The 21,200-nt window shown below is 39.8% G+C and carries 17 protein-coding genes; 10 read left to right on the top strand and 7 right to left on the bottom strand.

Annotation, left to right across the window (positions count from 1 at the left end):
* Positions 1–39 precede the first annotated feature (39 nt).
* Positions 40–1,395 carry a sodium-dependent transporter gene (locus HMPREF1128_RS05680; RefSeq protein ID WP_007524546.1) on the top strand — a complete coding sequence of 452 codons (1,356 nt, stop codon included), beginning with the start codon at positions 40–42 and terminating at the stop codon, positions 1,393–1,395.
* A gap of 77 nt (positions 1,396–1,472) precedes the next feature.
* On the opposite strand, the gene trmJ is transcribed toward HMPREF1128_RS05680, so the two are convergent.
* The gene (gene trmJ, locus HMPREF1128_RS05675) at positions 1,473–2,213 is read right to left on the bottom strand and encodes a tRNA (cytosine(32)/uridine(32)-2'-O)-methyltransferase TrmJ (protein WP_007525496.1); all 741 of its coding nucleotides are present in this window, start codon (positions 2,211–2,213) and stop codon (positions 1,473–1,475) included.
* Positions 2,214–2,420: 207 nt separating this feature from the next.
* Here trmJ and pntA point away from each other — a divergent pair, with 207 nt between their 5' ends.
* From pntA to HMPREF1128_RS05660, 3 genes are all read left to right on the top strand, one after another.
* On the top strand, positions 2,421–3,959 hold the full coding sequence (gene pntA / locus HMPREF1128_RS05670) for a Re/Si-specific NAD(P)(+) transhydrogenase subunit alpha (protein WP_007525314.1): 1,539 nt from the start codon (positions 2,421–2,423) through the stop codon (positions 3,957–3,959).
* A 10-nt stretch (positions 3,960–3,969) separates the two neighbouring features.
* Positions 3,970–5,367 (top strand): Re/Si-specific NAD(P)(+) transhydrogenase subunit beta, encoded by a 1,398-nt coding sequence (pntB, locus tag HMPREF1128_RS05665; RefSeq protein WP_007524443.1) that lies wholly within the window; start codon positions 3,970–3,972, stop codon positions 5,365–5,367.
* Positions 5,368–5,653: 286 nt separating this feature from the next.
* Positions 5,654–7,897, top strand: coding sequence for a nitric-oxide reductase large subunit (locus HMPREF1128_RS05660; protein WP_007524075.1), 2,244 nt, complete (start codon positions 5,654–5,656; stop codon positions 7,895–7,897).
* Between the two features lie 150 nt (positions 7,898–8,047).
* On the opposite strand, the gene tyrA is transcribed toward HMPREF1128_RS05660, so the two are convergent.
* From tyrA to pyk, 4 genes are all read right to left on the bottom strand, one after another.
* Positions 8,048–9,166: a bifunctional chorismate mutase/prephenate dehydrogenase gene (gene tyrA, locus HMPREF1128_RS05655; RefSeq protein WP_007525075.1), complete on the bottom strand. Its 1,119-nt coding sequence runs from the start codon at positions 9,164–9,166 to the stop codon at positions 8,048–8,050.
* Between the two features lie 15 nt (positions 9,167–9,181).
* A complete protein-coding gene (locus tag HMPREF1128_RS05650; RefSeq protein WP_007524581.1) occupies positions 9,182–10,243 on the bottom strand; it encodes a 3-deoxy-7-phosphoheptulonate synthase in 1,062 nt (353 codons plus the stop codon).
* Positions 10,244–10,281: 38 nt separating this feature from the next.
* Positions 10,282–11,328, bottom strand: coding sequence for a glycosyltransferase family 9 protein (locus HMPREF1128_RS05645; protein WP_007524865.1), 1,047 nt, complete (start codon positions 11,326–11,328; stop codon positions 10,282–10,284).
* Positions 11,329–11,420: 92 nt separating this feature from the next.
* On the bottom strand, positions 11,421–12,860 hold the full coding sequence (pyk, locus tag HMPREF1128_RS05640; protein ID WP_007525085.1) for a pyruvate kinase: 1,440 nt from the start codon (positions 12,858–12,860) through the stop codon (positions 11,421–11,423).
* Positions 12,861–12,982: 122 nt separating this feature from the next.
* Between pyk and sixA the strand changes: the two genes are divergently transcribed.
* From sixA to fis, 3 genes are all read left to right on the top strand, one after another.
* A complete protein-coding gene (sixA, locus tag HMPREF1128_RS05635) occupies positions 12,983–13,477 on the top strand; it encodes a phosphohistidine phosphatase SixA (protein WP_007524238.1) in 495 nt (164 codons plus the stop codon).
* Positions 13,478–13,656: 179 nt separating this feature from the next.
* Positions 13,657–14,616: a tRNA dihydrouridine synthase DusB gene (dusB, locus tag HMPREF1128_RS05630; protein WP_007525550.1), complete on the top strand. Its 960-nt coding sequence runs from the start codon at positions 13,657–13,659 to the stop codon at positions 14,614–14,616.
* Between the two features lie 16 nt (positions 14,617–14,632).
* Positions 14,633–14,926 (top strand): DNA-binding transcriptional regulator Fis, encoded by a 294-nt coding sequence (fis, locus tag HMPREF1128_RS05625; RefSeq protein WP_007524186.1) that lies wholly within the window; start codon positions 14,633–14,635, stop codon positions 14,924–14,926.
* A 235-nt stretch (positions 14,927–15,161) separates the two neighbouring features.
* Here the strand turns inward: fis and purT are convergent, their stop codons facing one another.
* Positions 15,162–16,343 carry a formate-dependent phosphoribosylglycinamide formyltransferase gene (gene purT / locus HMPREF1128_RS05620; protein ID WP_007524380.1) on the bottom strand — a complete coding sequence of 394 codons (1,182 nt, stop codon included), beginning with the start codon at positions 16,341–16,343 and terminating at the stop codon, positions 15,162–15,164.
* Between the two features lie 115 nt (positions 16,344–16,458).
* A complete protein-coding gene (plsB, locus tag HMPREF1128_RS05615; RefSeq protein ID WP_007524415.1) occupies positions 16,459–18,870 on the bottom strand; it encodes a glycerol-3-phosphate 1-O-acyltransferase PlsB in 2,412 nt (803 codons plus the stop codon).
* A gap of 141 nt (positions 18,871–19,011) precedes the next feature.
* On the opposite strand from plsB, the gene lexA reads away from it, so the two are divergent.
* The 3 genes from lexA (at position 19,012) to HMPREF1128_RS05600 (ending at position 21,175) form a co-directional block, all read left to right on the top strand.
* Positions 19,012–19,644, top strand: a complete 633-nt coding sequence (gene lexA / locus HMPREF1128_RS05610) for a transcriptional repressor LexA (RefSeq protein ID WP_007524646.1) — start codon at positions 19,012–19,014, stop codon at positions 19,642–19,644.
* Between the two features lie 21 nt (positions 19,645–19,665).
* Positions 19,666–20,346 (top strand): DNA mismatch repair endonuclease MutH, encoded by a 681-nt coding sequence (gene mutH / locus HMPREF1128_RS05605; protein ID WP_029495294.1) that lies wholly within the window; start codon positions 19,666–19,668, stop codon positions 20,344–20,346.
* 82 nt (positions 20,347–20,428) lie between these two features.
* A complete protein-coding gene (locus HMPREF1128_RS05600) occupies positions 20,429–21,175 on the top strand; it encodes a TerC family protein (RefSeq protein WP_007524112.1) in 747 nt (248 codons plus the stop codon).
* Positions 21,176–21,200 lie beyond the last annotated feature (25 nt).

The following is a 21,200-nucleotide window of genomic DNA, read 5'->3' as shown; positions in this document are numbered from 1 at the left end:
AAAATCTGACCGCTTGTAGCGGTCTCTTTCGGAGTTTTTATGTCAAATCAAACAGAACGTCAGTCTTGGTCTAACCGGCTGGCTTATATTATGACAGTTGCAGGGGCAACAGTCGGTTTCGGTGCAACTTGGCGCTTTCCATATTTGGTTGGTCAGCATGGCGGTGGGGCTTATGTTGCCCTTTTCTGTTTGGCGATGATTGTCATCGGTATCCCAATGATTTTAGTGGAAAATGTGATTGGTCGTCGTATGCGTGTGAATGCGATTGATGCATTTGGTGGTCAGGCGAATGGCAAAAAAATCCATCGAGCTTGGAAAATTTTAGGCTATATGGGCTTAGTAGGTGCCTTTGGTATTCTTGCCTATTACATGGTATTGGGTGGCTGGGTGCTCAATTATATTGGAAGTTTATTGACGGGTGCTTTAGATCTTTCTCAACCCGTCACAGTAGAAACTACCGCAAATTTTTATAAAGAATCTATTCAACATAACTCTTGGGCAATTATTGGCTATACAGGCTTATTTGTTTTAGTTAACTTCTTTATTTTAGAGAAGGGAATTGTGGATGGGATTGAGCGTTCAGTGAAGTATTTAATGCCAATTCTGTTTATTTTCCTGATTGTGATGGTAATTCGAAATATTACCTTACCAGGCGCAATGGAAGGAATCCGTTTCTACTTAATGCCAGACTTCTCTAAAATTACACCACAGCTCTTTGTGTTTGTATTAGGGCAAGTATTCTTTGCACTGAGTTTAGGTTTTGGTGTGTTAATTACCTTATCAAGCTATCTTGATAAAGGCGAAAACTTGGTTAGAACGGCAACGATTACCGGTATTATGAATACCGTAATTGCGGTGCTTGCGGGCTTTATGATTTTCCCATCTTTATTTAGTTTTGGAGTTGCCCCGGATTCTGGTCCAACGCTAGTTTTCCAAAGCTTACCGATTGTCTTTTCAAATATGTGGGGCGGTACTGTTTTTGCAGTTATTTTCTTTGGTTTATTGGTAGTTGCGGCATTAACTACTTCGCTTACCATTTATGAAGTAATTATTACCTCATTACAAGAAAAAACAAAAATGAGCCGTAAATGGGCGATTGCAGTGACACTTGGTACGATTTTCTTATTAGGGAACATTCCATCAGTGCTTGGAGATAATGAGTGGAAATCTGTGACAATCATGGGTAAAAGTATTTTTGATGCCTTTGATTATTTCAGTGGAAATGTATTCTTCGTATTAACTGCATTAGGAACAGCAATTTTTGTGGGCTTCGTATTAAAAGATGAAGCAAAAGAAGAGCTCGGTGCGGGTAAAACCTTTACTAATGTTTGGTTCAACTATGTGAAATATATTGTGCCAATTATTATTTTAGTGATTTTCTTCTCGTCTATTTAAGTTTAAATAAGTAAGAAACGTTAAGACAAGCGGTCTGATTTTAGTAAATTTTTACAAAAATCAGACCGCTTGCTTTTTTATTTTAATTGCTTTTCAACCGCAGTAAGCATGCCACGTAACAGGTTTAATTCATTCGTTTCTAATTCCGCCCGCTGATACAATCGGCGAAGTTTAAGCATGACTGCCTCATTACGGATAAAACCGAGAGTAGTATACAGTTTTTCAGTATGCTGATAAAAATGTTCAAGCGCTGCAGCATTGGGAAAATCTGTTTCTGCAAGCGGTGCATTTTTTGCTATGTTTTGTGAATTTTCGACCGCTTGTTCTGCCAAATATGCCATTCTAATTTCATAACTTGCAAGTTGCACTGCCATTGCTAAATTTAAAGAACCATAATCAGGATTGGTTGGAAAATTCAAATGATAGTGACATTTAAGCAGTTCTTCATTGGTAAGGCCTACGCGTTCACGCCCAAAAACAAGGGCAACTTTGCCTAAATTTGCACGCTGAATAATCAATTTTCCCGCTTCCCTTGGTTCGATGAGACTACTTTGTAGGTGACGTAAGCGAGCACTTGTGCCAATAACTAATTGGCAATCAGCAACGGCTTCATCAAAGCTTGTAACAATGTGAGCATTATCTAATACATCTTTTGCGCCAGCAGCCAAGGCAACCGCTTGTTCATCAATAGCCTTTTGTGGTGCGACTAAGCAAAGTTGGTGTAACCCCATCGTCTTCATTGCACGAGCAACAGAACCAATATTGGCAGGGAGTGAGGTTTCAATCAGGACAATTTTAATCTGGTCTAATATGTTCATTTTTATTCTATCTAAGGATGGTAATATCTGTTAAATTCTATCAAATTTTCAAAATTGGCGGAATTGTCAGCTTTGTCAAATAATTGATTTGATAGGCAGAAAATTTTTACAAATTTTTCTGATTTAATGGTAAAGTGCACATCACTTATTTTAAATTAAAGGGCTATTTCGATAGCTTAATATCCACTACTTAGTACAGGAGTCTTTATGCTTATTGGTGTACCAAGAGAGATGCTATATGGTGAAACTCGTGTGGCGGCAACGCCAAAAACCGTTGAGCAGATCAAAAAACTTGGCTTTGATGTTCTGATTGAACAAGATGCAGGGTTTAAAGCGAGTTTTGAAGATAGTGCATTTGCGAACGCCGGCGCCAAAATCGGCTCACAAGAAGAAGTTTGGAATGCAGACATTATTTTTAAAGTGAATGCACCGACTGAAAAAGAAATTGCATTGATTAAAGAAGGCACAACGTTAGTTAGCTTTATTTGGCCGGCACAAAATCCAGAATTGATGGAAAAATTGCAAGCGAAAAAAATTAATGTGCTTGCAATGGATGCTGTTCCACGTATTTCGAGAGCACAAGCTTTAGATGCACTTTCTTCTATGGCAAATATTTCAGGCTATCGTGCAGTGATTGAAGCCGCAAATGCTTTTGGTAGTTTCTTTACCGGACAAATCACTGCAGCAGGTAAAGTGCCACCAGCGAAAGTATTAGTGATTGGTGCGGGTGTTGCAGGTTTAGCTGCAATCGGTGCTGCAAATAGCTTAGGGGCGATTGTTCGTGCATTTGACTCACGTCCTGAAGTAAAAGAGCAAGTGAAATCAATGGGCGCAGACTTCTTAGAAATTGATTTTGAAGAAGAAGGTGGCTCAGGCGATGGTTATGCAAAAGTGATGTCAGAAGAGTTTAACCGTCGTGCGATGGAGCTTTATGCGGCACAAGTAAAAGAAGTTGACATTATTATTACTACAGCAGCAATTCCAGGAAAACCAGCTCCACGCTTAATTACTAAAGAGATGGTTGATTCAATGAAACCAGGTTCTGTGATTGTGGACTTAGCTGCTGCAACGGGTGGTAACTGTGAATATACCAAAGCGGGTAAAGTTGTTGTGACAGATAATCAAGTGAAAGTCATTGGTTATACTGACTTCCCAGCGCGTTTACCAACCCAATCTTCACAACTTTATGGTACTAACTTAGTAAACTTATTAAAACTCTTAGCACCGAATAAAGATGGTGAAATTAACATTAACTTTGATGATGTAGTGTTACGTGGTGTTACCGTTATTCGTGATGGTGAACTAACATGGCCTGCGCCACCAATTCAAGTTTCGGCTCAACCTCAACAAAAAGCGGCAGCAGCACCAGTTGAGAAAAAAGAAGAGAAGCCAACAGATCCTCGTGTGAAATATGGTGCAATGGCGGGTGCCGCAGCACTCTTTATGTGGATTGCTTCGGTTGCTCCTGCGGCATTTTTATCACACTTTACCGTATTCGTATTAGCTTGCGTGGTAGGTTATTATGTGGTTTGGAATGTAAGCCATGCATTGCATACTCCGTTAATGGCAGTAACTAATGCGGTTTCAGGTATTATTATTGTTGGGGCAGTGTTACAAATTGCTCAACCAGGTAGTAGCTTCTTTATTGATATTCTTGCCTTTATCGCGATTCTTGTTGCGAGCATCAATATCTTTGGTGGCTTTAAAGTAACGCAACGTATGCTTGCAATGTTTAGAAAAGGTTAAGGAGAAGCGCATGTCATTTGGATTTGTAACTGCAGCTTATATTGTCGCTGCAATCCTTTTTATTATGAGTTTAGCAGGTCTTTCTAAACATGAGACCGCAAAAGCAGGTTGTTGGTATGGTATCGTCGGGATGGGAATTGCATTGATTGCAACCATTTTCGGGCCAGACTCACATGGTACATTCTGGATTTTAGTTGCAATGGCCATTGGTGGATTCATTGGTGTCCGTAAAGCACTTAAAGTTGAAATGACCGAGATGCCAGAGTTAGTTGCAGTACTACATAGCTTTGTAGGTTTAGCTGCGGTATTAGTTGGTTTTAATAGCTATGGTTTAGCACATGAAGCTGATCCAGTATTACAAAATATTCACAATGTAGAAGTGTTCTTAGGCATCTTCATTGGTGCGGTAACTTTCTCAGGCTCATTAGTGGCATTTGGTAAATTAAGCGGTAAATTATTTGGTAGAAAAGTGTCTTCTTCTGCGCTTAACCTTCCGCATAAACACAAATTAAACTTAGCTGCATTAGTGATTTCTGTATTCTTGATGATTTTCTTCTTAAATCATCCAGAAAATATCTTCCCAGTATTATTGATGACTGCAATCGCTTTAGCATTTGGTTGGCACTTAGTGGCATCAATTGGTGGTGCAGATATGCCGGTTGTTGTATCTATGCTTAACTCTTATTCAGGTTGGGCAGCAGCAGCGGCAGGTTTTATGCTAAGCAATGACTTACTTATCGTTACTGGTGCATTGGTAGGTTCTTCTGGTGCAATTCTTTCTTACATCATGTGTAAAGCAATGAACCGCTCATTTATTAGCGTAATTGCTGGTGGCTTTGGTACAGAAGTGAAAGCAAGCTCAGGTGATGAAGAACAAGGTGAACACCGTGAAACAACAGCTGAAGAAGTTGCGGAAATGCTTAAAAATGCAAGTTCTGTAATCATTACTCCAGGATATGGCATGGCAGTAGCACAAGCGCAATATCCAGTAGCAGAAATTACTGCAAAACTTCGTGAAAAAGGCGTTAATGTACGTTTTGGTATCCACCCAGTAGCAGGTCGTTTACCTGGCCATATGAACGTATTATTAGCAGAAGCTAAAGTACCTTATGATGTGGTTTTAGAAATGGATGAAATCAATGATGATTTCGAAAATACAGATGTTGTATTGGTTATCGGTGCAAATGATACCGTAAACCCGGCAGCATTAGATGACCCATCAAGCCCAATTGCTGGTATGCCAGTATTAGAAGTATGGAAAGCGCAAAATGTTATCGTATTTAAACGCTCAATGGCAGTAGGTTATGCAGGCGTTCAAAACCCATTGTTCTTTAAAGAAAACACACAAATGTTATTTGGTGATGCAAAAGAACGTGTTGACGATATTTTAAGAGCATTAAATAGCTAATTAAGTTATTGATAATCTAAGGGATCGAAATGAAAATTTCGGTCTCTTTTCTTTTTTGCTTAATCTGGAAAAGTAATAAAAACTTGATCAAAGTTGATTTTTTTACTCAAGATTAGGTAATTTATTTTGCCTCTTTAGTTTATATAATTACTCGGGTATTTTACACGCTTGTAAGATCTTTACTTTTCGCTCTAGCGAATTTATTCACTTAGGAATTCAATGCAACATTGAGTTTCTTTTTCTTATTTATTCTTACCCTCCATTGTATATAACCTAGGGAGTGATTATGGGACAATACAAAAAACTTTGGTGTATGTTAGTCGCCGTGTTAATAGGGGCATTCTCTATTCTTGGCTACTACGGCTTTGAAGTGTATCGCGAAGCACCACCTATTCCGCAGCAATATGTTTCGGAAAGTGGCGAAAAAGTGATTACACACGATGATATTTTACATGGACAAACCGCATGGCAAACTACTGGCGGTATGCAAGTGGGCTCTGTTTGGGGGCATGGCGCATACCAAGCACCAGACTGGACTGCAGATTGGCTTCATCGTGAGCTAACTAACTGGCTAGATATTAGTGCAAATCAGGAATTTGGTAAAAACTTTGCGGCTCTTGATGAAGAGCAACAAACGTTATTAAAGGCACGCCTAACTAAAGAGTATCGTGGCAGTAAAGTTGAAAACGGTACCGTTGTGCTTTCAAATACGCGTTTAGCCGCAATGGATAAAACGGCACAATATTACATTTCTTTATATGGCGATGATCCTGCAACAAAAACGACGCGTGAACATTTTGCTATGAAGGATAACACCCTTCCAGATTTACAAGCACGCAAAGACTTAGCGAAATTCTTTTTCTGGACAGCTTGGACCGCTTCTGCAGAGCGCCCAAATACAAACGCAAGTTACACAAATAACTGGCCACATGAACCGTTAATCAATAACGTACCAACACCAGAAAACGTGGTTTGGTCTATTGCCAGTGTGGTATTCCTCATTGCAGGAATTGGCTTTGTCGTTTGGATTTGGTCATTCAAAAAACGAGAAGATGAACAAGATCCACCTACGCCAGAAGTTGATCCACTGACAAAATTACAACTAACGCCTTCACAACGCGCATTAGGTAAATATTTATTTACTGTGTTAGCGCTTTTCTTTGTGCAAGTAAATTTAGGAGCAATTGTTGCTCACTATACCGTTGAAGGGCAAGAATTTTACGGGATTGATATTTCTCAATACTTACCTTATTCATTAGTGCGCACATGGCATATTCAAGCAGCATTATTCTGGATTGCGATGGCATTCTTAGCTGGTGGTTTATTCCTGGCACCAATCATCAATGGTGGTAAAGATCCGAAATTCCAAAAATTGGGTGTGGATATTTTATTCTGGGCATTAGTGGTATTAGTTGTTGGCTCGTTTACCGGTAGCTATTTAGCGATTGCACATATTCTTCCTGAAGAATGGAGTTTCATGTTTGGCCACCAAGGCTATGAGTTCATTGACTTAGGTCGTTTCTGGCAAGCGGTCAAATTCGCGGGCATCTTATTCTGGTTAGTCTTAATGCTTCGCGGTACAGTGAACGCATTCAAACAACCGGGTGATAAAAACTTATTAGCGTTATTCTTCGCTTCTGTCATTGCAATCGGCTTATTCTATGGCCCAGCATTATTCTATGGCGAGCACACTCACATTTCTGTGATGGAATACTGGCGTTGGTGGGTAGTTCACCTATGGGTAGAAGGCTTCTTTGAAGTATTCTCTGTAGCGGCACTTTCATTCATCTTCGTAAGTTTAGGTTTAGTTTCACGTCGTACAGCAACTGTGGCAACCATTACTGAAGCGGCATTATTCTTAATCGGTGGTATTCCAGGTACGTTCCACCACTTATACTTCGCAGGTGCAACCACTCCAATTATTGCTGTAGGGGCATCATTCTCTGCGCTTGAAGTGGTACCTTTAGTGTTATTAGGTCATGAAGCTTGGGAACACTGGGCAATGAAACAAAAAGCACCTTGGATGGAACGTTTAAAATGGCCACTTTACTGCTTCGTTGCAGTAGCATTCTGGAATATGTTAGGTGCGGGCGTATTTGGTTTCTTAATCAATCCACCAATTTCGCTTTACTATATCCAAGGCTTGAACACCACTGCCGTTCACGCTCACGCAGCATTATTCGGGGTATATGGATTCTTAGCATTAGGCTTTGTTTTCTTAATCGCACGTTACTTACGCCCAGATACGCCATTTAACGATAAATTAATGAAATGGGGCTTCTGGTTATTAAACGGCGGTTTAGTGCTCATGATCGTATCAAGCTTATTACCTATCGGTATTATTCAAGGTTATGCAAGTATCTCTGAAGGCTTATGGTATGCACGTAGTGAAGAATTTATGCAACAACCATTATTTGATACCTTACGTTGGGTACGTTTAGTTGGTGATGTGGTATTCATCTTCGGTGCGCTAGCCTTCTTCTGGCAAATCTTTACGATGATTTTCTTCAAAGTGAAAAAAGCAGCTTAGAAAAAGGTTTCTAACCAATTAGGCTAAATAAAATCGCCTTGTTCAAATGAGCAAGGCGATTCTTTTACGAAAATTTTTAGAGAAAAAAGACCGCTTGCTGAATAATTGTCGTTACAAGCGGTTAATTTTTTAAGATATTTTGCAAAAAGGCTATTGTCTAGCATCGTTTGCTTGTTGGAGAAGCAGGCGACTTTCTTTTAGGAATTGTTCAGAATAGTGACCAAACCATTGGTGTACTTGATTGAATGCTTCAATAAAACCCGCACGGTTGCCCGTTTTAAAGAAGGTTAAGCTTTCTTCAAAAGTGGTTTTTAACGATTCAATTACAGCAAGATTTTCTGGTTTGTCTAAAATAATATCGGCATAAAGTTCACCATCTTGGGCGAATAGTCGTCCGATCATTGCTAACTCTAAGCGATAAATTGGTGAGGAAAGTGCTAAAAGTTGCGACAATTCCACAGGCTGTTGAGAAAGATGTAAGCCAAATGCAAAGGTAGAAAAGTGACGTAGCGCTTGGATATAAGTCATTGCATGATCGTGCACTGGGGCATCAATTTTTTCAATTTTAGCGCCCCACATCTGGATTTGATCGAGTAACCATTCATAACGTTCAGCAAAACGGCCATCACAACAAGCTACAACTTGTTTTGCCATACTGGTGATATCTGGCCCGAACATCGGATGCAAGCCCACTACAGCGCCTTTATGCACAGCTAACATTTTTTCTAATGGTGCACGCTTAATTGAGGTTAAATCGGCAAGTAACATATTTGGCGTAAGATAAGGCTGGAGTTGTTCAATTACGCTTAATGTATGAATAATCGGTACACAGACGATAACGACATCTGCACCGTTAAGAATGTCAGCGGCATTTTCCCAATCTGCTTGATCGAGTGATTCAACCTTATAGCCAGATTGTGTTAAAAAACGACCAAATAGCCCACCTAATTTTCCTTTTCCGCCCACGATGACTATTTTTTGAATGTCTGGATTAACCGTTTTAAAACCATGTTTGTTTTCATTCACATAAGATTCACGCATGATGCGACGCAAAATATCTTCAATTAGATTAGGGGGAACACCTTGCTTTTCTGCTTCAGTTCGACGAGCTTGAATCATTTCTGCTTCACGCATTGGCACATAAAGCGGAATGCCTTGGGTAGATTTTACATGACCAACTTCACTTACTAATGCAAGGCGTTTTGATAACAAAGTAATTAGTTGTTGATCAATTTCGTCAATTTGTTCTCGTAAGTGTGTTAATGGCATAGAGTTCCCTAAAAATTAAGCAGCGAGTGGTAAGGCACGAAGTTGGCTTGCAAATTCGCTTAATACTTCTTCTGATGTTGCCCAATCAATACACGCATCAGTAATTGACACGCCGTATTGCATTTTATCAACGGGTTGTTCAGAAGATTGATTACCGGCATGTAAGTGGCTTTCAATCATCAACCCGATAATTGAACGGTTGCCCGATAAAATCTGATCGAGCACATTGCGAGCAACTAACGGTTGGCGGCGATAATCTTTATTAGAATTGCCATGGCTGCAGTCCACCATAATTGCTTCAGGCAGACCAGCTTCCCGTAACGCTTTTTCACAGGCTTCGATGTATGGTTTTTCAAAGTTTGGCGTTTTACCACCACGCAAAATAATGTGCCCGTTCGGATTACCTTTAGATTTAAGCACGGTAACTTGGCCATTTTGGTTAATACCTAAAAAGCTATGGCTTTGTGAAGCGGCTTGAATCGCATGTAAAGCGACGTTCAAACTGCCATCAGTACTGTTTTTAAAGCCAACAGCCATTGATAAACCTGAAGCTAACTCGCGATGTGGTTGAGATTCAGTGGTTCGAGCACCAATTGCCGCCCAGCTAAAGAGATCCATTAAATATTGCGGCGTCATCGGATCAAGCGCTTCTGCAGCTAAAGGGATACCAATTTTAGCAATTTCTAAACAGAGTTGGCGGCTAATACGTAGACCTTTTTCAATATCGAAAGAACCATCAAGATTTGGATCGTTAATTAACCCTTTCCAGCCAATTGTTGTACGTGGCTTTTCAAAATAAACACGCATGACCAAAAAAAGTTTATCACTCACTTTATCGCTAAGTGCTTTAAGCTTACGTGCATATTCAATAGCAGCTTTGGGGTCGTGAATTGAACAAGGTCCAATGACAATCAGTTTACGATCATCTCTGCCATGAATAATGTCTGCAATTTCTTTGCGAAAACCGTCAATTTGTTCAGCAAGTTTAGCAGATAATGGTAATTCTGTTTTTAATTGTTCTGGCGTTAATAAAAGTGCTTCGTCACGAATATTGATGTTATTAGCTGCGAGTTTCATATCTTGTACTCATGTAATAGTGAAGTAGTGCAGCTAATTTACTCATTTATTTTTAAAATTGCAATCATTTTTTCTTTTACTTTTTTGCAATCAATGCGAGCCATCAAATTTTCGCCTTGTTTACTTTTGGCTTTAGTCGCCCAAGGAAGTTGTTGCCAAGGTTTTCCATAGTAATCAAGAATAGCTTGTTCATAGACCGAAATGACATTCTCTTGGTCTTGATAAGGCGCAGTACGCGCTGGGTTATGAATAGCATATAAGCCAATAACAGGCGTGCCTTGAATGCTGGCAATGTGTGCCGCACCTGTATCTGGCGATAGCACGAGATCTGCAAATTTTAGCAATGCAGCAAGTTGTTTGAGGCTTGTTTTCCCAACTAAATTTAGGCAACCTGGCGCTTGTTGAGCAATGGATTGGCAAATCTCAATTTCATGTTTGGCAGGAGAGCCAACTAAGATAACGTTAATCTGATGAGCCAATAACCAATTTGCAATTTCTGCATAACGTTCTGGTAGCCAATCTTTTTCTGCTTTGCTAGAGCAAGGTGAAATGACAACATTTTTTTGTGTTGTGGAAAGATGTTGTTGGGCAAAATGGATATCTTTCTCAGTAAGAGGAAGTTGCCATTGTGGCGTTAAATCTTTTACGCCAATTGCTTTTGCAAATTGCATTTGTCCATCTAATACGTGTACGGCATCGGTAATTTCAACTTTTTGATTGGTAAAAAGCCATTGCATTTCACGTGCGCGATCACGGTTAAAGCCAATTTTTTGCTTAGCTTTAATGCCTAAAGAAAGAATCGATGCGCGAAATGCCGTTTGCAAATTTAGTAGAAAATCAAACTGCTTGTTTTTGAGCATTTTCCATAATGCACACATTCCTTTGTAGCCAGATTTTTTATCAAATAGAATTAAAGTCACATTTGGCAAACCTGCCATGAGTTGTGCTTCTAGTTTACCGATAATCCAAGTGATATGGGCATCAGGATATTGACGTTGAATGGCTTGCACAACGGCAAGTGTATGACAAACATCGCCAATGGCAGAAAGACGGAGAATACAAATCTCAAGCGGTTGTTTTTTCATAAAAATTTGCAATTTTTGAATCAGGGTTTTGGATAAGCTTATTCTAACAAAAAACCCACGCCGAAACGTGGGTTGTAAAAGTGAGATATGAATTATTCTACTTTTAAGATACGGCAAGTATTAGTACCGCCTTCTTTTAATTCATCACCGTGTGTTAATAATACTAGGTCGCCGCTAACTAAGTAACCTTGTTCTTTTAACATCGCTAATCCTTTTTTCGCGCCATCAATGGTACGGCTTTCTTCATCGTAGAATACTGGTGTTACACCGCGGTAAAGCGCACAACGGTTTAATGCACGTTGGTTACGAGAAAGCGCATAAATTGGTAAGCCAGAGCTGATACGGCTCATTAGTTTTGCAGTTTCACCTGAGTGTGTTAATGCGATAATTGCAGAAACGCCTTCTAAGTGATTTGCTGTGTACATGGCAGACATTGCCGTTGCTTCATCAATTTCAGTGAATTTACCTTCCATACGGTGACGTGAAATGTTGATGCTTGGCATAGATTCTGCACCTAAGCATACTTCTGCCATTGATTTCACGGTTTCAATTGGGTAGTCACCGTTTGCCGTTTCACCTGAAAGCATTACCGCATCTGTACCGTCTAATACTGCGTTCGCAACGTCCATTACTTCTGCACGAGTTGGTAATGGTTTTTTGATCATTGATTCCATCATTTGTGTTGCAGTAATAACTACACGGTTTAATTTACGTGAGCGACGGATTAAACGTTTTTGTACGCCTACTAATGCTGCATCACCAATTTCCACACCTAAGTCACCACGTGCAACCATGATAACGTCTGCGCCTAAAATGATGTCATCCATTGCTTCTTCGGTTGCAACAGTTTCTGCACGTTCAACTTTTGCTACGATTTTCGCATCTAAACCAGCAGCTTGAGCCAATTCACGAGCATAGTTTAAGTCTGCGCTAGATTGTGGGAATGACACTGCTAAGTAGTCTACGCCAATTCGTGCAGCTAATTTAATGTCTTCTTTATCTTTATCTGTTAATGCTGGCGCAGATAAGCCACCACCTAATTTGTTGATCCCTTTGTTATTAGAAAGTGGACCACCAACAATAACTTCGGTATGGACTTTCACACCTTCTACAGATAATACTTTTAATTGTACGTTACCATCGTCCAATAACAGAATATCGCCTGGTACTACATCGTTTGGTAAATCTTTATAGTCTAGACCTACTGCGTCTTGGTGGCCTTCACCGCGTGGTAAATCTGCATCTAAAGTGAATTTATCCCCAATGTTTAAGAAGATTTTTCCGTCTTTAAAGGTTGAAACACGGATTTTAGGACCTTGTAAGTCACCTAAAAGCGCAACGGTTTTACCAAGTTTCGCTGCAATTTCACGTACTTTATTTGCACGTTCAATATGATCTTCTGGTACACCGTGAGAAAAGTTCATACGCACCATGTTAGCGCCTGCTGCAATAATACGCTCTAAGTTATTGTCGCGGTCTGTTGCTGGCCCTAAGGTAGTAACGATTTTGGTTCTTCTCAGTTTTCTAGACATGATTAACTCCGTAGTTTTGATGGATTTTGAAAATTTTTTCTAAGCGTCTTGCGACTTACTCAAACGAAGTGCATTATACGCCTAAATCGTTAGACTTTAAACCTTATACAGGAAATTAACTGATGAATATTTGGATTATGCGCCATGGTGAAGCGAGCTTTTCGGCAAGTTCAGACAGTGCGAGAACGCTTACCCCATTTGGCATTGAAATGGCAAAAAAACAAGGGCAGTGGTTAGGTAATCGGCTTAATCAGGCAAAAATTCAGCTAGATAAAATTTTAGTCAGTCCTTATTTGCGCACCCAACAAACGCTTGAAGCAGTTAAGCTGGGGCTACAAGCGGTCGGATTTTCGCAATCTTTTACCAATTTGGTTGAAACATGGGAAGAGATTACACCGGATGGTAATCAATCACTTGTAGTGGATTATTTAGATTTCTTGCGAGATGAAGGCGCAAAAAACGTGTTACTCATTTCGCATTTGCCTTTAGTGTTTGATTTGGTTTGTGCTTTAACACATGATCAGTCTCAGGTTCATTTCTATCCAGCTGTGATGGCTGAATTATGCTGGCAAGGCAAAATTGCGCGTTTAACTCACACAGAAATCCCGAGAAATTAGGCTAATTTTCAAAAAAGTTTAAAAAATTGTGAAATTGTCGAAAATTTAGACTTCCAAAATGCTTAAAAAATCGGTATTATGCGCAACCTTAACGCAAGCTGAGCTTGTGTATTGGGAAAGCAAGAAGTAGGGGATGCCTTACTTCTTTTTATTTGGGGCAATGTGAAGAGAGTCAGCCAATGCGTATTGGACAATATGAATTTAAAAACCGTATTTTCCTCGCGCCAATGGCGGGCATTACTGACCAGCCATTTCGCCGTTTGTGTCATCAACAAGGGGCAGGGTTGACTTTCTCAGAAATGATGTCCACAAATCCTGATGTCTGGCATACCGAAAAATCGAAGTTGCGCTTGGCGCATCATCATGAAATCGGATTAAATGCGGTTCAGATTGCAGGTTCTGATCCAACTGAAATGGCAGAAGCAGCTAAGGTAAATGTCGCATACGGCGCTCAAATGATTGATATCAATATGGGCTGTCCAGCAAAAAAGGTAAACAAAAAGATGGCAGGCTCTGCCTTATTACGTGAACCTGATTTGGTTGCTCGAATTTTATCGGCAGTTGTAAATGCTGTAGATGTGCCTGTCACACTAAAAATTAGAACAGGTTGGGATCAAGATAATCGAAATTGCTTAGAGATTGCTCAGATAGCTGAACAGTCGGGGGTCTCTGCATTGACCATTCATGGGCGAACACGAGCGTGTTTATTTGAAGGACAAGCAGAATATGACAGTATTAAAGCAGTCAAACAGGCGGTTTCGATTCCGATAATTGCAAATGGCGATATTACCTCTGCCGAAAAAGCGAAATTTGTGCTTGATTATACAGGTGCAGATGCCGTTATGGTTGGGCGAGGAAGTTATGGCTGCCCTTGGATATTTAAGGAAATCAGCGCATTTTTAGCGCACGGCACGCTTCCTATTATTTCATTGGAGGAAAAAAGCCAGCTGATGTTGAAGCATATTGAAGACCTACATCAATTCTATGGAGAAGAGAAAGGGTATCGAATTGCGCGTAAGCACGTTGGTTGGTATGTAGAAAGATTGATGCCGAATTCAACTTTTAAACGCACTTTCAATGCATTAGAAACAACTTATGAACAACTTAATGCGTTGGAAAATTTTGTAAAATCTCTTTAATAAAGTGGATAGAAAAATGATTGAACAACCAGTAAATAACCCATTAACGGTGACATTATTAAATGCACAAGGTCAACAAGTGGTAAAACCGCTTCGCGATAACGTAAAAGCCGCATTAAAAAACTATTTAGCACAATTAAACGGCGAAGACCCAACAGAATTATACGAATTAGTATTATCTGAAATTGAGCACCCAATGTTAGATATGGTAATGCAATATACTCGCGGCAACCAAACTCGCGCAGCAACCATGCTTGGTATTAACCGTGGTACTTTACGTAAAAAATTAAAAAAGTACGGTATGGGTTAATCTTAACGATTTAACCGAATGATTGAAGAACCTGTTATCAAAGTTGATAACAGGTTTTTTGCTATCTAGGCTTAATATTTGGAAAAGATAGTGAAAAAAAGACCGCTTGTATTATTGGCAGCAAAGCCTTTAGCCTAGTTGGTGGTTCGTTAATATTAGCCATTAAAGCGGTGCAAGTAGCGGTATCTAATAAATAAAAGTAAAGCCCGATGTAAAAAAATACATCGGGCTTTATTTATAGTTGGATTTCTAATTGCTGATAAGCGTGTTCGGCTTTTGCAAGCGCTTTTTCAGTGCTTTCATCACGGGCAAGAATAACCCCTAAACGGCGATGTCCGTTGACCTCTCCCTTACCGAATAAGCGTAAATTAACTCCAGCTTCAGATAATACTTTCTCTAGGTTCGCAAATCGAACATTATCTGATTTACCTTCCACTACAATCGCTTTTGAAGCAGCAGGGCTGATTTGATAAATTTCTGGAATCGGTAAACCTAAAATAGCGCGAGCATGCAAAGCAAATTGAGAGAGCTCTTGGGATGCCATCGTCACCATACCGGTATCGTGCGGACGAGGAGAAACTTCATTGAAGATGATGTCATCGCCACAAACAAAAAGCTCTACACCAAAAATGCCACGCCCGCCTAAAGCAGTGGTAATTTTCTCTGCAGTTTCTTGTGCACGTTTTTGAGCTAAGGCTGACATTGCTTGTGGTTGCCAAGATTCGCGATAATCACCGTTTTCTTGACGATGACCAATAGGGGCTAAGAAAGCGGTACCACCAACATGACGTACGGTTAATTGGGTAATTTCATAATCAAATTTAATGAAACCTTCGACAATAACTCGTCCACCGCCAGCTCGGCCACCTTCTTGTGCATATTGCCAAGCTTGTTCAATTTGCGCATCAGATTTGATAATTGATTGCCCATGCCCAGAAGAAGACATGATGGGTTTGACGACACAAGGAATGCCAATTTCTGCAATGGCTTGTTGGAAATCAGGAAAGTTGTCAACAAAACGATAAGGTGAGGTTTTTAACCCCAATTCTTCAGCCGCTAAACGGCGGATGCCTTCTCGATTCATGGTTAATTGGGTTGCTTTAGCCGTTGGAATTACGTTATAGCCAGCTTGCTCTAATTCGACAAGTGTAGCAGTCGCAATCGCTTCCACTTCTGGCACAATATAATCAGGCTTTTCTTGTTCAATAAGTTTTGCTAGTGCTTCGCCATCAAGCATTGAAATAGTGTAGGCGCGATGTGCAACTTGTTGAGCTGGTGCATTTTCATATCTGTCAACCGCAATCACTTCTACGCCTAAGCGTTGTAGCTCAATGACGACTTCTTTACCTAATTCACCTGAACCAAGCATCATTACTTTGGTTGCGCTTGGACGAAGTGGAGTACCTAATGTAGTCATAGAAAAATCCTCTAGTTATAAAAAGCAAACGTTTGCGTAATTATAGCGGATAATAAAAACAAGCGGTGTAATTTTGCAAAGTTTTTACAAAATCACACCGCTTGCTTGATGACTTTTACGCTTCTTTTTCCATTGCCCCTTTAATAGTGAGTTGAATCTCAACGGAAATTAAACTACGTAGCAATTCTTCAATTGGTTGAATTTTGGCAACGATAGCTTTGCCTTCTTCATCAAAATATTCTTGCACTTTGAGCGTATTACTAAAGGTTGAGAAGAGCGCTTTATCAAAGAATTCTGGCGCGTTAATTCCATGTAATACAGATAAGCGTTGTGCAATTGTGCGGCTTTCTTTTTCAAATTCACTACGTGAAATTTCAGGTTGGCTCATTAACAAGCTCAAGCCGATGTAATAACGTTGTAGCACTTCGCGTACGCCATTGCTATGAAGTTGTAATGTCCGTAATGCTGGTGGATTGATCTTAAATAGATCGCTTTCGCCTTTAATCACATGCTGACGTGCAAATTCTGCAAGAATCAATTCCACCTGATGACGAACTTCAGAAGGTTCAAAATGCAAGAAGAGTTCTGCTTTTAAGAACGGATAAACTTGTTGTACGCATTTAATGATTAAATCTTTTGAAACTGCTTCTAAATGTAAGATGATGCTCGCTACTAATGATGGCAATACAAATAAGTGTTGCACATTATTGCGGTAATAAGTCATTAGTACTGCGGCCTCTCTTTCAAGGCTAATCATTTCACCGAAGCTGTCTTTTTGTGTAATCACACCTGCACGCGGTAGAGCTAATACGTGATTAAGCATGGTTTCTGCATCATCATTTGGTATCGTAATATCATCTGAATACGGTACTGCCTTAACTAATTCTAGTACGCTGTTGATTTGTTCTAGTAATTGCTCACGGCTTAGTGCGCGTTGGCGAGAAGCTAATAAAATCGAGCCAATTAGGTTTTTAGCATTTAATGCAGCTGCTTTATTGATGTTAACCATCACTTCGTTTGCAACTTTATCTACTGCAGGGTTTAACCATTTTGGACGAGCTTCGTCAGCTTCTTGTTTCCAATCAGGGAAATGTTGGTTTAAATAGTTATTCAGCTGAATAGGTTCACCGAAATTCACATAACCTTGTCCCAGATTTTTCAGTTTTTTAATTACGCGGAGTACTAAACCTGCATTTTCTTTTTCTTTGGTTGCGCCACGTAATTCTTTTGCGTAAGTATCTACTTCCAATACATGTTCATAACCGATATAAACCGGCACAATACTGATTGGACGAGTTAAACCACGCTGAAGGGCTTGCAAGGTCATCGACATCATGCCAGTTTTTGGCTCAAGTAAACGCCCTGTACGAGAACGACCGCCTTCAATAAAGTATTCCACTGAATAGCCACGATAGAATAATTCCGCTAAATATTCGCGGAAAATGGTGGAATAAAGACGGTTTCCTTTAAATGTTCGGCGAATAAAAAATGCCCCCCAACTGCGGAAAAGTGGCCCTGCAGGGAAGAAGTTTAAGTTAATACCCGCAGCAATATGCGGTGGTACTAAACCTTGATGATATAAAATGTAAGAAAGAAGTAAGTAGTCCATGTGGCTACGGTGGCAAGGAACATAAACGATTTCATGCCCTTCTAACGCTAATTTACGCACACGTTCGCCATTTTGTACATTGATGCCTTGATATAGCTTGTTCCAAAGCCAGCTTAAAATGCGATCTGCAATACGTAAACTTTCATGGTTAACTTTAGCAGCGATCTCCTCAAGAATTTTTTCGGCTTCTTGTCGTGCTTTTTCAGGTGAGATTTTTTTATTTTCTGCTTCATCTGCAATTGCTTTTTTCAGCGCAGCTGAATCCAGTAATTTGTTAAACATGGCTTGACGATCAGGCAATTTTGGACCCATTGCTGAATAGCGTTGTTTAGCAAAATGGAGGCGAGCTACACGGAAGAGTTTTTTTGCCAGTTGGCTATCATTTCCATGTGTTTTAATCATCTCACCTAGCGAGACAGTTTGAGAGAAGCGGGTAAAATTATCACGCCCATACCAAAGTGTTGCCCAAATGCGTTGGAATACGCCTAAAAAGCGTAAATTCGGGGCTTTTTCTTTACCTGGCGCGCGTCCCCAAAGAACAGAAACTGGGAGTAATTGCACATCCATTTCGGCATGCTGTTTATGTAAATTTAAATAGTCCTGTACGGTTTTTAGGGTTTCTTCTTTTACCCCTTTTGATTTAAAAAAACGGCGACTTTCATCTAAGAATACAAAGCGCGGTAAGACTTGCCCATGTAGCTGATTAGGTTCTAGTGGATCAGGTAACCCTAATGCTTTGCAATTTTTCTGTAAAATAAGTAAGTCGGTTTGAGAAGTATAAGGTAGAACATAGAGTAAAGGCTGAGTTAAATCGAGGTTTAACTCACTAATTGGATCGGTTGGAATAGACCGAGATTTAATCAATAAAGAAAGCGGAATATTTAAAAGCTGACGGTAAAAATTTAACAGGCTAGACATTATTTTTTCCTTTGTTATTTTTTATTTTCTGCCAATTTATAAAAGGGCAGTTTAGCATAATTTTTCAAAAAAATGCGTTACAAATTTAATTATACTGTATATAATGTCAAAAATTCTGTATAAAACCTCAGGAGAAATAACGTGGCTCGTAAACATCTTACCGCTCGTCAGCAAGAAATTTTTGATTTTGTGAAAAACCATATTAGTACTACCGGCATGCCTCCAACACGTGTTGAGATTGCCCGTGAAATTGGTTTTAAATCTCCAAATGCCGCAGAAGAGCATTTAAAAGCACTTGCACGTAAAGGTTATATCGAAATGCTTTCTGGCACATCGCGTGGGATTCGAATTTTAGTTAACGATGAAGATGAAGCTGCTAATGATGACGGCTTACCGTTAATTGGTAAAGTGGCTGCAGGCAGCCCAATTGAAGCTATTGAGCATATTGAATGTCATTATCCTGTAAATGGTGCAATGTTCAACCCAAGTGCAGACTATTTACTAAAAGTCAATGGAAATTCCATGGAGAATATCGGCATTTTAGATGGCGATTTATTAGCTGTGCACAAAACGAATTATGCTAAAAATGGGCAGGTTGTGGTTGCTCGTGTAGAAGATGAAGTCACAGTAAAACGTTTAGAGAAAAAAGGCGATTTAATCTACTTACATCCTGAAAATGATGAACTTGAAGCAATTATTGTTGATCCGCGTGTAGAATACATTGAAATTGAAGGCATTGCCGTTGGTGTTATTCGTAGCAATGCGTGGATGTAATTAGCTTATTATTCATTTATGGTGCAGTTAGCCACATATTCTCATACAGAAGCTGAATTATTGGAAAAAGCACAATGGCTTGCTGGTTTTACGCTAGGCGATATTGCTGCTTTTCTCCAAATGCCAGTGCCACCAGATTTAAAGCGAAATAAAGGCTGGGTTGGTCAATTAATTGAAGTAGCATTAGGGGCTAAAGCTGGAAGCAAGCCTGAGCAAGATTTTGCGCATTTAGGTATTGAACTGAAAACTATTCCAATAAATGCACAAGGCGAACCGCTTGAAACCACCTTTGTTAGCCTTGCACCATTAGTGCTTAATCATGGTGTAACATGGCAAACTTCACATGTAAGACATAAATTACAGCGGGTGTTATGGATACCAGTTGAAGGCAGCCGCGATATTCCGTTAGCGCAAAGGCATATTGGCCAACCAATTTTGTGGCAGCCGAATCGCGAACAATCCCGTCAATTACAACAAGATTGGGAAGAGTTAATGGAGCTTATTGCTTTTGGACGCTTTTCAGAAATTGATGCAAGACATGGCGAAGTGCTACAGTTGCGCCCAAAAGGAAAAAATAGTCAAGTTTTAACCGATGCTGTAAATCAGCATGGTGAACCCATTCAAACATTGCCTTTAGGATTCTATTTACGAAAGTCTTTTACGCGAGAAATTTTACAGAACTTTTTACGGGAAAGACTTTAATTTTTGTCCGCCGATCGTTATGATTACGACCTTTCAAGTTGGTGTAAAACCAGCCTTATTTTTATTATTAAAAGGTTAAATTATGTTTGAATGGATAGCCAATCCAGAAGCGTGGATTGCGCTTTTTACCCTAACCGCACTAGAGATTGTGTTAGGGATTGATAATATTATCTTGATCAGTATTTTAGTTTCCCGATTACCACAAAATCGTCGCCAATCTGCTCGTATTGTTGGGTTAATGTTGGCTATGATTATGCGAGTGTTACTGCTTCTTTCTCTTTCATGGATGATGCACTTAGTTGACCCACTTTTTTTCATCGGGGAAAAAGGGATTTCAGGGCGCGATTTAATTTTGATTATCGGAGGCTTTTTCCTAATTGTAAAAAGTGCGATGGAATTAAAAGAATCAGTGAGTGCAGAAGAGCATCATGAATCTCGCGAATCAGCGAAAAAAGCGAGCTATTTGATGATCTTAATTCAAATTGCATTGATGGATATTATCTTCTCGCTTGATTCCGTGATTACCGCAGTAGCTATGGCGGACAATCTTCCTGTGATGATTTTAGCGATCATAATTGCGGTACTTGTGATGATGTTAGCGGCAAAACCAATCGGTTTCTTTGTTGATCATAATCCAACGATTAAAAATTTAGCGTTAGCCTTCTTAGTTTTAGTTGGAGTTTCACTTGTTGCAGAAGGATTTAATATTCACATTCCAAAATCAGCAATTTATACGGCAATGGGCTTTTCTGTGGTCGTTGAGTTGCTGAATATTAGAATGCGTCGCAACCAAGTAAAGCATTTGCAAGAAAAAAACACTGCAAACTAATTAGACGCCCTTCAATTTTGGAGGG

Origin of the sequence: Haemophilus sputorum HK 2154 (assembly GCF_000287615.1) — a bacterium.
GTDB lineage: Bacteria > Pseudomonadota > Gammaproteobacteria > Enterobacterales > Pasteurellaceae > Haemophilus_A > Haemophilus_A sputorum.
Note: the sequence above shows the minus strand (reverse complement) of the source record. Positions and strands in the feature narration are given on the sequence as shown.

What these genes read in the sequence shown, in the direction of transcription:
- HMPREF1128_RS05680 (WP_007524546.1), top strand. Translation starts at nt 40, where the DNA reads ATGTCAAATCAAACAGAACGTCAGTCTTGGTCTAACCGGCTGGCTTAT.
- trmJ (WP_007525496.1), bottom strand. Translation starts at nt 2,213, where the DNA reads ATGAACATATTAGACCAGATTAAAATTGTCCTGATTGAAACCTCACTC.
- pntA (WP_007525314.1), top strand. Translation starts at nt 2,421, where the DNA reads ATGCTTATTGGTGTACCAAGAGAGATGCTATATGGTGAAACTCGTGTG.
- pntB (WP_007524443.1), top strand. Translation starts at nt 3,970, where the DNA reads ATGTCATTTGGATTTGTAACTGCAGCTTATATTGTCGCTGCAATCCTT.
- HMPREF1128_RS05660 (WP_007524075.1), top strand. Translation starts at nt 5,654, where the DNA reads ATGGGACAATACAAAAAACTTTGGTGTATGTTAGTCGCCGTGTTAATA.
- tyrA (WP_007525075.1), bottom strand. Translation starts at nt 9,166, where the DNA reads ATGCCATTAACACACTTACGAGAACAAATTGACGAAATTGATCAACAA.
- HMPREF1128_RS05650 (WP_007524581.1), bottom strand. Translation starts at nt 10,243, where the DNA reads ATGAAACTCGCAGCTAATAACATCAATATTCGTGACGAAGCACTTTTA.
- HMPREF1128_RS05645 (WP_007524865.1), bottom strand. Translation starts at nt 11,328, where the DNA reads ATGAAAAAACAACCGCTTGAGATTTGTATTCTCCGTCTTTCTGCCATT.
- pyk (WP_007525085.1), bottom strand. Translation starts at nt 12,860, where the DNA reads ATGTCTAGAAAACTGAGAAGAACCAAAATCGTTACTACCTTAGGGCCA.
- sixA (WP_007524238.1), top strand. Translation starts at nt 12,983, where the DNA reads ATGAATATTTGGATTATGCGCCATGGTGAAGCGAGCTTTTCGGCAAGT.
- dusB (WP_007525550.1), top strand. Translation starts at nt 13,657, where the DNA reads ATGCGTATTGGACAATATGAATTTAAAAACCGTATTTTCCTCGCGCCA.
- fis (WP_007524186.1), top strand. Translation starts at nt 14,633, where the DNA reads ATGATTGAACAACCAGTAAATAACCCATTAACGGTGACATTATTAAAT.
- purT (WP_007524380.1), bottom strand. Translation starts at nt 16,343, where the DNA reads ATGACTACATTAGGTACTCCACTTCGTCCAAGCGCAACCAAAGTAATG.
- plsB (WP_007524415.1), bottom strand. Translation starts at nt 18,870, where the DNA reads ATGTCTAGCCTGTTAAATTTTTACCGTCAGCTTTTAAATATTCCGCTT.
- HMPREF1128_RS05600 (WP_007524112.1), top strand. Translation starts at nt 20,429, where the DNA reads ATGTTTGAATGGATAGCCAATCCAGAAGCGTGGATTGCGCTTTTTACC.